Here is a 12,900-nt window from a genome sequence, read left to right as displayed (position 1 = left end):
TCCGAGGGTGCCCCTGCTCGCCGTTGCGGACTGCGGCTACGCCGTGGCTGTTCGCGCAGTTCCCCGCGCCCCTTCGCCCGCACTCGTCCCCCGTCTGCCGCAACGCCCCGGGGGCCGGGATGCGGGGGCCGCGGGCGCGCCCCATCCTGACGCCATGGCCCTGTGAGCCAGCTCACATAGGTCCAGTTCTGCATTCCGGGACCGCAGGATGGAGCCGCAGCTGTGAGAAGCCGACAGTCAGGACCGAGCAGGCACTGCTCGGTGGAGTTCCAGGCATTCCCCGACAGGATCTGCCAGGTGCGGCGCATCATCGCCGCGCAGTTGCGTTACTGGCATCTGGACCCCCTCATCGACCCGGCCGTCCTCGGCGTGAGCGAGCTGCTGGCGAACGTGCACCGGCACGCCGGACCCGACAAACACTGCACCGTCGAGATCGTCTTCCTCCGCGACCGGCTCACGGTGGCCGTCCGCGACCACGACCCGCACCTGCCGCGCGTGCGCACCGCCGAGTCGCTGGCGACGAGCGGCCGGGGGCTGGCCCTGGTCGCGGCCGTCAGCGACAGCTGGGGGATGCGGGCCCGCGAGGACGGCTCGGGCAAGGTCGTCTGGTTCTCGCTCCCGGCCGCCTTCGCGGCCCCGGAACGGCGCACCCGCGCCACGGCCCCGGCCCCTGCCGAGGCCCCGGCGCACACCACCGCCTGAGACCACGGCGCCAACCCCCGCGCGCCGGCGTCCGGTTGGCCGCGCGGCCGAATCCGGCGGGTGGTGCCGCGTGCGCGTGTGAGGATGCGCGCATGGACTACACGGCGGCCCTGGCGGCACTGACGAAGTGGGCGGAGAGCACCCCGGCCGTACGGGCACTGGTACTGACGGGCTCGGCGGCACAGGGCACCGAGCACCGGCTCTCGGACCGCGACGTCCAGGTGTTCACCCGGGACGGCGACGGGCTGCTGGCGGACGAGTCCTGGTGGCGCGGCCTCGGGGACGTGCTGGCCGTCGAGCGCCTGGAGGACGGCGACGGCAATCCGACGCGGCTGGTGTACTACGCGGGCGGGAAGCTCGACTTCACGCTGCTGGAGGCCGGGGAGCTGAAGGGACGCGCCTACGAGGGCCCGTACCGGGTGCTGCTCGACAAGGACGGCCACGCCGCCACGGCCGCGCTGCGGCCCGAGCCCGACGGGCCGCCGACGGCGGAGGAGTTCGACGAGTCGGTGAACTGGGCGTGGGCGGCGGCGCTGATGGAGGCCAAGGCCCTCGTCCGGGACGAGCCGTGGTCGGCCAAGTTGCGCGACCAGGACCTCAAGGAACAGCTGCTCGAAATGATCGAGTGGGACCACCGGGCGCGCCACGGCGAGGAGTTCGACACCGGCATCCTCGGCGCGGGGATGCGCCGGTGGATGGACGAGGACGTGCAGCAGGCGCTGCGGCACTGCTGGTCGGGGCTGGACGCGCGGGAGTCGGCGCGGGCCCTCGCGGCCACGGCCGGCCTGTACGTCGCACTCGCCGAACGGACCGCCGCGCGCCACGGGTTCCCCGCCTTCGACCACGAGCGCGCGCACGCCGAGCTCCGCTCCCTGCTGGCCGAGGTCGGCTGAGCGCCCCCGTCCCGGGCGGGCACCTCAGAAGGTGACCGCGATGCCGACGTGCGGGCGCCTGCCCCGGCGGAAGAGGGCGCCGCCGGAGTCCAGCAGCCGGAACTGCCAGCCGTAGGAGCGGGCCAGCGCGCGCCGTACGCGGGCGAGTTCCCCGGGCCGCTCCAGCAGCCGGGCGGTGCCCGCCACCGGGGCCGCGTCCGGCGCCGTGCGGCCCCGCGCGTCACAGGGGGTGACGGTGACGCGGGGGTCCCGGCGGAGCCGCTTGACCTTCCAGCTGTCCTCGCGGGTCCAGACGATCAGCTCGCCGCCGTCCTCGGCGGCCCACACGGGAGTGGCGCGCGGGGTGCCGTCGCGGCGGTGGGTGACGAGGCTGACGTACCGGCTGCGGGAGATCTCCGGGGGAACCATGCACCGAGCCTACGGGCCGCGGCCCGCCCGCGCGTCAGCCGCCCAGGGTGCCCAGCGGGTCGTCGAGCATCGGCTGCCAGGCCAACTCGGCGGCGCCGACGAGGCTGTTGAACTCCAGCGAGCTCGGCAGCACCGGCACCCCGCCGCTCCGCCCCCACAGGCTGCGGTCGGCGACGACGGCGCGGAGCCGGTCCCCGTCGGCCTCGGCGAGCAGGCGGTGCAGCCCGGCGAGGACGACCCGGTCGGGGTTGAGGATGTTGACGAGCCCGGCGAGGCCCAGACCCAGCCGGTCGATGAGGGTGCCGACGGCGGAGCGAACGGCCGGGTCGCCGGGGTACTCGGTGCGGATCATCTCGCGGGCCTGGTCGAGCAGCGAGATCTCGGGCCCGGGTTCGCGGCCCGCCGCCTCCAGGAAGGCCAGCGGGTCGGCCTCGACGTCCAGGCAGCCGCGGCTGCCGCAGTGGCAGGGCCGGCCGCCGGGGTCGACGGTGAGGTGGCCGACCTCCATGGCGAGGCCCGAACTGCCGGTGTGCAGGCGCCCGTCGAGCACCAGCGCTCCGCCGACGCCGCGGTGCCCGGTGCCGACGACGAGCAGGTGCTGGGCGCCGCGTCCGGCGCCGTGCCGGTGCTCGGCGAGGGCGGCGAGGTTGAGGTCGTTCGCGGCGAAGCCGACGGCGGGCGCGTCACCGGACGGGCCCGGCACGCCCGCCTCGGCCAGGCTGCGGGTGAACAGTTCCCGCACCGGCGCGCCCGCCTCCCAGGCGAGGTGCAGCGGGTTCAGCGCCCGGCCCTCCGGTTCGGCGACGGACGAGGGGACGGCCAGCCCCGCGCCGACGCAGCGGCGTCCGGTGCCGCGCAGCAACTGGGCGCCCGCGGCGACGACTTCGCCGAGCACGTGCGCCGGGTCGGCGGCGACGGTGCCGCAGCCCGGCGCGGTGGCGACGATGTGCCCGCCGAGTCCGACGAGCGCGGCGCGGAAGCCGTCGGCGTGCACCTGCGCGGCGAGGACCACGGGCCCGTCCTCGTTGACGGCGAGCCGGTGCGAGGGCCGGCCCTGGGTGCCGGAGGCGGCGCCGGGGCGGGAGTCGACGGTGATGAGCCCGAGGGTTTCGAGTTCGGCGGCGACGGCGCCCGCTGTGGCGCGGGTGACGCCGAGTTCGGCCGTCAGCACGGCGCGGGTGGGCGCGCGTCCGGTGTGCACGAGTTCGAGCGCGGGACCGAGGGATGTACGCCCTCGCTCCAACTTGGTTGTTCGCGTCTGGGTCACGGACCTATTCTTCCTTTGTGCCGACACTGAACAAAATGCGGTCGGCGCGGGCGGGTGCGCTGCGGTTCCGCGGGCGCGCGACCGACGGTGCCTCCAGTGACCCCGCCCTGCGCCGCCTGCGTACCGCTCTCACCGTGTTCTTCGCCCTCGACGGTTTCATCTTCGCCGGGTGGGTGGTCCGGATTCCCGCCATCAAGGCCCAGACCGGAGCCTCACCCAGCGCACTCGGCCTCGCCCTGCTCGGCGTCTCGGCGGGCGGGGTGATCACCATGATGCTCACCGGGCGCCTGTGCCGGCGCTTCGGCAACCACCCTGTCACCGTGCTCTGCGGCGTGCTGCTCTCGCTCAGCATCGCGCTGCCGCCGCTCACCCACTCCGCGCTCGCGCTCGGCCTCGTCCTGCTCGTCTTCGGCGCGGCCTACGGCGGCATCAACGTGGCCATGAACGCCGCCGCCGTCGACCTCGTCGCGGCGCTCCGGCGGCCCGTGATGCCCGCCTTCCACGCCGCGTTCAGCCTCGGCGGGATGCTCGGCGCCGGGCTCGGCGGGATCCTCGCGGGCCCGCTCTCCCCCACCCGGCACCTGCTGCTGCTCACCGCGCTCGGCCTCGTCCTCACCCTGCTCGCAGGACCCACCCTGCTGCGCTCCCCCGCCCCGGCCCCGCCGGACGCCGCACCGGCCGGAGCCGCACCGGCGCCGGGGATGACCGGACGGGCCAGGTGGCTGGTGCTCCTGCTCGGGCTGATCGCGCTGTGCACCGCGTACGGCGAGGGCGCGCTGGCCGACTGGAGCGCGCTGCACCTGACGGAGGACCTCGGCGCCGGGCCCTCCGTCGCGGCCGCCGGGTACTCCGTGTTCGCGCTGGCGATGACCGTCGGCCGGCTCACCGGGACCGCGCTGCTGGAGCGGCTCGGGCAGAACCGGGCGCTGGTCGCGGGCGGCGCGACGGCGGCCGTCGGCATGCTGCTGGGCGCGCTCGGGCCGACGGTCTGGCTCGTCCTCACCGGCTTCGTGGTGACCGGGCTCGGGCTGGCCAACATCTTCCCCGTCGCCATCGGCCACGCCGGAGCCGTGGCCGGGCCGAGCGGCGTCGCCGCCGCGTCCACCCTGGGCTACGGCGGGATGCTGCTGGGGCCCGTCGCGATCGGCTTCCTCGCGGAGTGGTTCTCGCTGACGGCGGCCCTGACGACCGTCGCCGCGCTCGCGGCCCTGGCCGCCGCCGTCGCCTTCGCGGCCCGGCACGCGCTCGCCCGGGAGGAGACGGCCTGACCCCGCGGGCCCGCCCCGGCTACCCCGTCCGGTCCGCCGCGCCGCTCCGGTCCAGGCGGTCCAGGGCGCGGCGGGCGACGGGGTGGGAGCGGACGATCTCCGGCATGGACGTCGCGCCGCGGGTGAAGCGGGCGAAGACGTTCCAGGCCGGGCGGAAGCCGGTGAGCGCCGCGTGCAGCAGTCCGGGCTTGCGCGCGAACACCCCGTACAGGCGGCGGCCGATGCCCATCTCGACGCCGAGCCCGGCCTTGACGGCGAACGCGTAGTTGAGCGCCTGCCGCCGCGTCTCCACCGCGTCCCGCGCCTCGGCCATGCGGACGGCCCACTCCCCCGCGAGCCGCCCGGAGCGGAGCGCGAACGAGATGCCCTCGCGGGTCCACGGCTCCAGCAGCCCGGCCGCGTCCCCGCAGACCAGGACGCGGCCGCGGGAGAGCGGCGAGTCCTCGGTGCGGCAGCGCGTCAAGTGCCCGGAGGAGAGGTGCGGTTCGAAGCCGGAGAGGCCGAGCCGCGCGATGAACTGCTCCAGGTACCGCTTGGTGGCCGCGCCCTCGCCCCGGGCGGAGATCACGCCGACGGTGAGGGTGTCCCCCTTGGGGAAGACCCAGCCGTAACTGCCGGGCAGCGGGCCCCAGTCGATCTGCACCCGGCCCGCCCAGTCCTCCGCGACGCTCGGCGGAACCGGGATCTCCGCCTCCAGACCCAGGTCGACCTGGTCCATGGTGACGCCGACGTGCGCCCCTATCCGGCTGGCGCTGCCGTCCGCGCCGACGACCGCACGGGCCAGCACCGGCTCCTCCTCGCCGGAGAGGACGACGGCGACGGTGCGCCGGTCGGGCACCGTCGGGCCGTGCTGCTCGACGCGGGAGACCGTCACGCCCGTCCGCAGCTCGGCGCCCGCCTCGACGGCGCAGTCGACCAGGCCCTGGTCGAACTCGGGCCGGTTGATGAGCCCGAAGAGCATGTTCCGCGAGCGGCGGGTCCGCGTCAGCCTGCCGTCGAGGGAGAAGGTGACGGCGTGCACCCGCTCGCGCAGCGGGAGTTCGAAGCCGGGCGGCAGGGCGTCGCGCGAGGGGCCGATGATGCCGCCGCCGCAGGTCTTGTAGCGCGGCAGCTCCGCCTTCTCCAGCAGCAGCACCCGGCGCCCGGCGACGGCCGCGGCGTAGGCGGCGGACGCTCCCGCCGGTCCGGCACCGACCACGACGACGTCCCAGACCGTACGCTCGGCGCCGTCCTCCGCCGGGACCTCGCCCCCGGTGCCTCCGGCTGCGTTCTCGCTGCTCACGATGTGCTTACGCTCCCGCTCCAGGTCGCTCGTGCATGGCCGTCCGGCATCCTACGGCGCCCTGCCCGGGCGCCGTCCTGTGGGAGGATCGACGGCAATCGTCCGTACATGTGTGCGCGAACCGGCTGCCGCAGGCACGGCAACCCCGGCGGCGCGGCCGGGCACACGTGTTCCCAACGTCGCGCCCACAAGGAGCGTTCCCGTGGCTCTCAGCACAGACCAGACCGGATCCCCCGACGCCGTCGCCGCCGCCGTGGCCGAGCGGATGCCCGGTGCCCGCGCCGAACTCGCCGAGCTCGTCGCCTTCCGGTCCGTCGCCGACCCGGAGCAGTTCCCCAGGAGCGAGTGCGAGGGCGCCGCGCGCTGGGTCGCCGACGCGCTGCGCACCGAGGGCTTCGCCGAGGTGCGGCTGCTGGACACCCCGGACGGCACCCAGTCCGTCTACGGCCACCTGCCGGGCCCCGAGGGCGCCCCCACGGTGCTGCTGTACGCGCACTACGACGTGCAGCCGCCGCTGGACGAACAGGCGTGGCACACCCCACCGTTCGAGCTCACCGAGCGCGAGGACGGCCGCTGGTACGGCCGGGGCGCGGCGGACTGCAAGGGCGGCTTCGTCATGCATCTGCTGGCCCTGCGCGCACTGAAGGCCAACGGCGGTGTGCCGGTGGGCGTGAAGGTGATCGTCGAGGGCTCGGAGGAGCAGGGCACCGGCGGCCTGGAGCGGTACGCCGAGGCCCACCCGGAGCTGCTCGCCGCCGACGCGATCGTCATCGGTGACACCGGCAACTTCCGCGTCGGGCTGCCCACCGTCACCGCCTCGCTGCGCGGCATGGCGCTGCTGCGCGTCACCGTCGGCACCCTGGAGGGCAACCTGCACTCGGGCCAGTTCGGCGGCGCCGCGCCCGACGCGCTCTCCGCGCTGATCCGCACCCTCGACTCGGTCCGGGACGCCGAGGGCAGCACCGTCATCGACGGCCTGGAGACGGGCGCCCGCTGGGACGGACTCCAGTACCCCGAGGAGGAGTTCCGCCGCGACGCGAAGGTCCTCGACGGCGTCGGGCTGCCCGGCGCCGGTACGGTCGCGGACCGGCTGTGGGCCCGCCCGTCGGTGACCGTGCTCGGCATCGACTGCCCGCCGGTCGTCGGCGCCACGCCGTCCGTGCACGCGGGCGCGCGGGCGCTGGTCAGCCTGCGGGTCCCGCCGGGTGAGGACGCGGCGGAGGCGGCGGCGCTGCTGACCGCGCACCTGGAGGCCCATGTCCCGTGGGGCGCACAGGTGTCGGTGGAGAAGGTCGGCCAGGGCCAGCCGTTCCGCGCCGACACCACCAGCCCGGCCTACTCCGCGATGGCCTCCGCGCTGCGCGACGCGTACGACGGGACGGAGATGGAGACGGCGGGCCAGGGCGGCTCGATCCCGCTGTGCAACACACTGGCCTCGCTCTACCCGGAGGCGGAGATCCTGCTGATCGGGCTGAGCGAGCCGGAGGCGCAGATCCACGCCGTCAACGAGAGCGTCTCGCCGCAGGAGCTGGAGCGCCTCTCGGTCGCCGAGGCCCTGTTCCTCCAGCGGTACGCCTCCGGCGCCTGACGGACGGGCGGCGGGGCCCGGACTCCGGGTTCCCCGCCGCCCCTTCACGCGGTGCGGCCCCTCCCCCGTGACGGGCGTCAGCAGCCGCCGCTGCCCACCGGGACGCCGCGTTCGAGGTAGAGCGGACGGCCCAGCTCCCGGGCGCGCAGCGCGCATCGCAGGCGGTCGCGGCGGACGGGCGGGAGCAGGTCGGCGGCCTCCTCCTCACTGGCGAAACGCCAGTCCCGCAGCTCGGTGTTGGGCAGCAGGATGCCGCGGGACTGCGCCGGGGCGATCCGGCCCCCGTCGAACAGCAGCCGCAGACCGCCGAACCCGGGCGGGCGCGGCGGCTCCCAGTCGGACAGCAGCAGCCGCGGGGTGCCCTCCAGGCTCAGGCCCAACTCCTCGGCCACCTCCCGCAGTCCGGCCCGCGAGGGCGCCTCCCCGGACTCGACGATGCCGCCGGGGAACTCCCAGCCCGGCTTGTACGTCGGGTCGACGAGCAGCACCCGGTCGCGCTCGTCGAAGAGCAGCACCCCGGCGGCGACGGTCTCCGCCCTCGGCTCCGGGGTCTGCACGATGTCCTGCGCGCCCGCGCCCGCGTGCACGGCCTCGGCTATCCGCTCGGCCGTCTGCCGGGGGGTGAGCCGGGTGGTGTCGATGACGTGCGCCTCGGGGCCGATCCACTCCAGCGCGTCGCGGTAGGCGGGGATCAGCTCCAGGCAGCGGTGCCGGCCCGACTCGCCCTCGCGGTCGGCCCGTTGGCCGATCCGGCGGCGAAGGATCGTTTCGTCAGCGTGCAGCAGCAGATGCCGCACCGGTATGCGGCGAGCGGCCAGCGTGCCGAAGATCTCGTCCCTGAAGTCCCGGCGCAGCAGCGTCATCGGCGCGATCAGCGGCCCGGGCACCTCGGTGAGCAGCGCCGCGGCGGTGTCCGCCACGAGCCTGCGCCAGGACGGCAGTTCCGTCACGTCGTCGACCTCGCCGAGCCGCTCCTTGGGCAGCATCTGCCGCAGTCCCGCCCCGAGCAGCTCCGGGTCGTAGAGCGTGCTGCCCGGCAGCAGGTCCAGGAGTTCGTGCGCCGTCGTGGTTTTGCCCGCGCCGAAGGCGCCGTTCAGCCACACCAACACGGTCGGTTCCCCCTCATCCGTCGCCCCCGCATCCTCTGCCCGCCGCGCTCCCGCCCCGGCGGGACGGCCCGGCGGGATCCGTCAACGTGTCCGGCTCCCGCCGTACTTACCCGCGACGGTCACCCGAGGCACGTCCCCGGCGGAATTCCCGGGCCGCCCCGGGAACCCGGCCGCCCGTCCGGGCGCGGCGGGCGCCGGTACCGGGCTCCGCGCGTCCCCGTCGGAGCAGTTCACCCCGCAGTCGTACACGTCCACCCCCGTCGCCGTACAGAGCCACCCGGCGACCCGACCGCTCCGGCGCGCACGGGCCGCGCCCCGCGCACCGCACCCCCGTACGGCGCCCGTGCGCCGCCGCCTCACGCGCCGGGCGCGGGGAGCCCGCAGACGGCGGCGGCGCCGATCAGGCCCGCGTCGGTGCCCATCTGCGCTGGCACGACGTCGAGTTGGCGTACGTAGGAGAGGACGGCGAACTCGTGCAGCGCCTTGCGCAGCGGCGCGAACAGCACGTCACCGGCCGAGGCCACTCCCCCGCCCACCACGGCGACGCCGATGTCGGTCAGCGTGGCCGTCGCGGCGATGCCGGCGGCGAGCGCGCGGGCCGCGCGGTGGAAGGAGGCCACGGCCACCGGGTCGCCCTCGCGCGCGGCGGCCGCGACGGCGGCGGCGCCGGTGTCGCCGTCCGGGCCGGGGCGCCAGCCGTGCTCCAGGGCGCGGCGGGCGATGTTGGGGCCGCTGGCGAGGCGTTCGACGCAGCCGCGGCCGCCGCAGGGGCACAGGTCCCCGTCGAGGTCGACGCTGATGTGCCCGATGTGCCCCGCGTTGCCCGAGGGCCCGGCGTGCACCCGTCCACCGAGCACCAGTCCGCCGCCGACGCCGGTGGAGACCACCATGCACAGCGCGTCGGGCCGGCCGCGCGCCGCGCCCTTCCAGTGCTCGGCGGCGGCCATCGCCACCCCGTCCCCGACGAGCGTCACGGGCAGCCCCCGGGTGTGCTCGCGCACCCTCGGGGCGAGCGGAAAGTCGCGCCAGGACGGGATGTTGACGGGGCTGACGGTGCCCGTACCGGCGTCCACCGGGCCCGCGCTGCCGATGCCGACCGCGCCGACGCGGGACCACAGCGCGGTCTCGCCGGCCAGTTCGTCGAGGACCTCGGCGACGGCGCCCATGGTCGCCTCCGCCTCGGTGCCGGACGGGGTCGGTCGGCGGGCGCGGGCCAGGAGGGTGCCGTCGCGGTCCACGACCGCTCCCGCGATCTTGGTGCCGCCGATGTCGAGTGCGGCCACGAGGTCGGTGCGCATGCGCGGTTGCTCCCGGGGTGACGTGCCTGCCGCTCACCGGCCGGGAGCGGTCCGGCGTCAGTCTGACGCGACTGTGACAACGTTGTCCAGCCGTCGGTGCCACCCGATATGCTGACCGCTGCCCGCCGCCGACGCCCCCACACCCGAGACGAGAAGGACGACCCACCGTGGCCGACACCGCACGACCCGCCGGAGCCGGCGCCCCGGAGCCGCGCTACGGCCAGCGGCCCACCATGAAGGACGTCGCGGCCCGCGCGCGGGTCGGCCTCAAGACCGTCTCCCGGGTCGTGAACGGCGAGGCGGGCGTCTCGGCCGACACCGAACGCCGCGTCCAGGAGGCCATCACCGCGCTCGGGTTCCGGCGCAACGACAGCGCCCGCATCTTGCGCAAGGGCCGCACCTCCAGCGTCGGACTCGTCCTGGAGGACCTGGCCGACCCGTTCTACGCCCCGCTCAGCCGGGCCGTCGAGGAGGCCGCGCGGGCGCACGGCGCGCTGCTCGTCAACGGCTCCAGCGCCGAGGACCCGGAGCGCGAACGGGAGTTGGTGCTCGCGCTGTGCGCGCGGCGGGTGGACGGCCTGATCATCGTCCCCGCCAGCGACGACCACCGCTATCTGGAACCGGAGATCGCCGCCGGCGTCGCCACCGTCTTCGTGGACCGCCCGCCGGGGCGGATCGACGCCGACCTCGTCCTCACCGACTCCTACGAGGGCGCGCGGAACGGCGTCGCGCACCTGATCGCGCACGGGCACCGGCGCATCGGGTACATCGGCGACGACCCGCGCATCCACACCGCGGCCGAACGGCTGCGCGGCTACGAGGCGGCGATGGCCGAGGCGGGCCTGCCGGTGCACGCCTCCTGGCGGGCCCCCGGCGTCACCTCGCCGGAGCGGGTACGCGCCGACGCGGAGCGGATGCTCACCGGCCCCGAGCCGGTCACCGCGCTGTTCACGGGCAACAACCGGGTGACGGTCACCGCGGTGCGGGTGCTCTCGGGCCGCGAGCGGCCCGTCGCGCTGGTCGGGTTCGACGACTTCGAGCTCGCCGACCTGCTCTCCCCGCCTGTCACCGTCGTCGCGCAGGACCCGGCCCGGCTCGGCAAGGGCGCGGCCGAGCTGCTCTTCCGCAGGCTCGACGGCGTCGACGACGCGCCCCGCCGGGTCGTCCAGCCCACCCGCCTGATCCCGCGCGGCTCGGGCGAACTCCCGCCGTACGACTGAGCGTTCAGCGGGCCGCGCCGGTCACCCGCGTCCGCAGACGGGGAGGCCGGGGACGGGCTTGTCGTTCTCGCCGCCCTTGAGGTAGACGGCGCTGACGTACACCCCGGTGTTGCCGCTGTCGTCGTCGGTCCTGGCCCACCACACGTTGGTCCACTCGCCCGCGGTCTCGCGGTGCGGCTGCTTCTCCTGGCAGTAGAAGTAGTTGACGCCCGCCTTGAGGAAGCCGGCCGGGCGGTGCGCCGCGTCGTAGGAGTCGGCCCTGCGCCACACCTCGCAGTTGTGCTTGCCGCCGCCGATCGGCTTGCACGCGGGCGCGGGCGCCGGCTCACCGCCCCCGGGCCCGCGGCTCGGTTCCGGTTCCGGGGCGGGCTTGCGCTCGGGCTTCCGCTCCGCCTGGTCCTCGGGTTCCTCCGACGGCTTGGGCTCGGGCCGCCGCTCGGGGTCGTTGCCGCCCCGGTCCGGCTCGGCCTCGCCGGCCGGGCCGCGCCCGCCGTCCCCCTGCCGCCGCTCCGAACTCCCGGGCGAGGCCGCCTGCTTGCCGCCCGCCGGGCCCGCCTCCGCGCGTCCCCCGCCGCCGTCGTCCCCGCCGCCGACCACGGCGTACGTCACACCGCCGCCCGCGAGCACCACCAACGCGGCGGCGGCGACGGCCAGTCCGCGCCGCCGCCTCTTCCCGCCGCTCGGGGTGCGGCCCGTGCGGGCCTCGGAGGGGTCGACGGGCGCTCCGGGGGCCGACGGCGCGGGACTGTACGGGGCGGCGTTGTACGCGGCGGCCCCGGGCGGTGCGGTCGGCGGCTCGGGCGGGGCGGCGGCCGGTGCCGGGTACGGGGCGGGCGCCGGGCCCGAGTTCGCGGCGCCCGGGGCCGGGGCGTCCGGGGCGCGGCGGGTCAGGCGGACCGTTTCGGAGGTGAGCGGGAGCGGGGCGCCCTCCGCGACGGCCGTCAGCAGGGCGGCCGCGCGGGACGCGTCGGCGCGCTCGCGCGGGTCCTTGTGCATCAACTCGGCCAGCGCGGGCCCCAGTCGGCCGGCCCGCACCGGTTCGGGCAGCGGGTCGGTGACGATCGCGGTGAGCGTCGACCAGGTGGAGGTGCGGCGGAACGGAGCGGCGCCCTCCACGGCCGCGTAGAGCGTGGCGCCGAGCGCCCACACGTCGGAGGCGGGCCCGGGGTCCTCGCCGCGGGCGCGTTCGGGGGCGAGGTAGTCGAGGGAGCCGACGAGTTCGCCGCTGCCCGTGAGCCGGGTGGCGGCGCCGTCGTCCGGGTCCTCGACGGCGGCGATGCCGAAGTCGGTGAGCACCACCCGGCCGTGCCCGGACGTGCCCGGCGCCTGTTCCAGGAGGATGTTGCCCGGCTTGACGTCCCGGTGCAGGACGCCGGCCCGGTGCGCGGCGGCCAGCGCGTCCAGGACGCGGGCGCCGATCGACGCTGCCTGCTCCGGCGGCAGGGTGCCGGAGCGGCGCAGGACGTCGTCGAGCGAAGGCCCTTCGACCAGTTCCATGACGATGACGGGGCGCCCCTCGTGCTGCGCCACGTCGTGCACGGCGACGACGCCGGAGTGCCGGACCCGTGCCGCCGCCCTGGCCTCGCGCTGCATGCGGGTGCGCAGTTCGTCGAGTTCCCCGCCGCCCGCGTCGGTGAAGGTCCGCAGTTCCTTCAACGCCACTTCGCGGCCGAGCACTTCGTCCGTGGCGCGCCACACCACGCCCATGCCGCCGCGGCCGAGCCGGCGCGTGATCCGGTAGCGCCCGGCCAGCAGCCGGCCGGCACCGTCGTCGCCGCCCGTGTGGCCGCCGTCCGATGCCTGCTGCCCATCCCCCGGTACCCGCACAGCGTCCGTCCCTCGAGTCGCCTGGTGTCGGGCACAGC

The 12,900-nt window shown here is 76.1% G+C and carries 11 protein-coding genes; 5 read left to right on the top strand and 6 right to left on the bottom strand.

Going from position 1 to position 12,900, the window contains the following annotated elements:
- The first annotated feature begins 261 nt into the window (after window positions 1–261).
- Both HCC30_RS13005 and HCC30_RS13000 read left to right on the top strand, forming a co-directional pair.
- Window positions 262–702, top strand: coding sequence for an ATP-binding protein (locus tag HCC30_RS13005; RefSeq protein ID WP_169442649.1), 441 nt, complete (start codon window positions 262–264; stop codon window positions 700–702).
- 92 nt (window positions 703–794) lie between these two features.
- The gene (locus HCC30_RS13000; RefSeq protein ID WP_169442648.1) at window positions 795–1,595 is read left to right on the top strand and encodes an aminoglycoside 6-adenylyltransferase; all 801 of its coding nucleotides are present in this window, start codon (window positions 795–797) and stop codon (window positions 1,593–1,595) included.
- A 24-nt stretch (window positions 1,596–1,619) separates the two neighbouring features.
- On the opposite strand, the gene HCC30_RS12995 is transcribed toward HCC30_RS13000, so the two are convergent.
- Together HCC30_RS12995 and HCC30_RS12990 are read right to left on the bottom strand one after the other, a co-directional pair.
- The gene (locus HCC30_RS12995; RefSeq protein WP_169442647.1) at window positions 1,620–2,003 is read right to left on the bottom strand and encodes a PPOX class F420-dependent oxidoreductase; all 384 of its coding nucleotides are present in this window, start codon (window positions 2,001–2,003) and stop codon (window positions 1,620–1,622) included.
- Window positions 2,004–2,037: 34 nt separating this feature from the next.
- A complete protein-coding gene (locus tag HCC30_RS12990) occupies window positions 2,038–3,270 on the bottom strand; it encodes an ROK family protein (protein WP_169442646.1) in 1,233 nt (410 codons plus the stop codon).
- A 35-nt stretch (window positions 3,271–3,305) separates the two neighbouring features.
- Here HCC30_RS12990 and HCC30_RS12985 point away from each other — a divergent pair, with 35 nt between their 5' ends.
- Window positions 3,306–4,538 (top strand): MFS transporter, encoded by a 1,233-nt coding sequence (locus tag HCC30_RS12985; protein WP_169442645.1) that lies wholly within the window; start codon window positions 3,306–3,308, stop codon window positions 4,536–4,538.
- A 19-nt stretch (window positions 4,539–4,557) separates the two neighbouring features.
- Here HCC30_RS12985 and HCC30_RS12980 read toward each other — a convergent pair whose 3' ends face one another.
- A complete protein-coding gene (locus HCC30_RS12980) occupies window positions 4,558–5,820 on the bottom strand; it encodes a geranylgeranyl reductase family protein (RefSeq protein ID WP_346776615.1) in 1,263 nt (420 codons plus the stop codon).
- A gap of 202 nt (window positions 5,821–6,022) precedes the next feature.
- Between HCC30_RS12980 and HCC30_RS12975 the strand changes: the two genes are divergently transcribed.
- Window positions 6,023–7,408, top strand: coding sequence for a dipeptidase (locus HCC30_RS12975; RefSeq protein ID WP_346776614.1), 1,386 nt, complete (start codon window positions 6,023–6,025; stop codon window positions 7,406–7,408).
- A 77-nt stretch (window positions 7,409–7,485) separates the two neighbouring features.
- On the opposite strand, the gene HCC30_RS12970 is transcribed toward HCC30_RS12975, so the two are convergent.
- Window positions 7,486–8,517, bottom strand: coding sequence for an NUDIX domain-containing protein (locus HCC30_RS12970; protein WP_169442643.1), 1,032 nt, complete (start codon window positions 8,515–8,517; stop codon window positions 7,486–7,488).
- Between the two features lie 356 nt (window positions 8,518–8,873).
- Window positions 8,874–9,815, bottom strand: coding sequence for an ROK family protein (locus HCC30_RS12965; protein ID WP_169442642.1), 942 nt, complete (start codon window positions 9,813–9,815; stop codon window positions 8,874–8,876).
- 233 nt (window positions 9,816–10,048) lie between these two features.
- Here HCC30_RS12965 and HCC30_RS12960 point away from each other — a divergent pair, with 233 nt between their 5' ends.
- Complete coding sequence (locus HCC30_RS12960) at window positions 10,049–11,035, top strand: LacI family DNA-binding transcriptional regulator (RefSeq protein ID WP_169442874.1); 987 nt, start codon at window positions 10,049–10,051, stop codon at window positions 11,033–11,035.
- A gap of 21 nt (window positions 11,036–11,056) precedes the next feature.
- On the opposite strand, the gene HCC30_RS12955 is transcribed toward HCC30_RS12960, so the two are convergent.
- Window positions 11,057–12,862: a protein kinase gene (locus HCC30_RS12955; RefSeq protein WP_346776613.1), complete on the bottom strand. Its 1,806-nt coding sequence runs from the start codon at window positions 12,860–12,862 to the stop codon at window positions 11,057–11,059.
- Window positions 12,863–12,900 lie beyond the last annotated feature (38 nt).

It is taken from the genome of Streptomyces sp. HNM0574, from assembly GCF_012726235.1.
In the GTDB taxonomy this organism is placed as follows: domain Bacteria; phylum Actinomycetota; class Actinomycetes; order Streptomycetales; family Streptomycetaceae; genus Streptomyces.
The sequence above is the reverse complement of the archived record's forward strand: the minus strand, read 5'-3'. Positions and strand labels throughout refer to the sequence as shown.

Excerpts from the sequence above, each read along its gene's own strand:
- HCC30_RS13000 (WP_169442648.1), top strand. The coding sequence starts at position 795 with ATGGACTACACGGCGGCCCTGGCGGCACTGACGAAGTGGGCGGAGAGC.
- HCC30_RS12995 (WP_169442647.1), bottom strand. The coding sequence starts at position 2,003 with ATGGTTCCCCCGGAGATCTCCCGCAGCCGGTACGTCAGCCTCGTCACC.
- HCC30_RS12985 (WP_169442645.1), top strand. The coding sequence starts at position 3,306 with ATGCGGTCGGCGCGGGCGGGTGCGCTGCGGTTCCGCGGGCGCGCGACC.
- HCC30_RS12965 (WP_169442642.1), bottom strand. The coding sequence starts at position 9,815 with ATGCGCACCGACCTCGTGGCCGCACTCGACATCGGCGGCACCAAGATC.
- HCC30_RS12960 (WP_169442874.1), top strand. The coding sequence starts at position 10,049 with ATGAAGGACGTCGCGGCCCGCGCGCGGGTCGGCCTCAAGACCGTCTCC.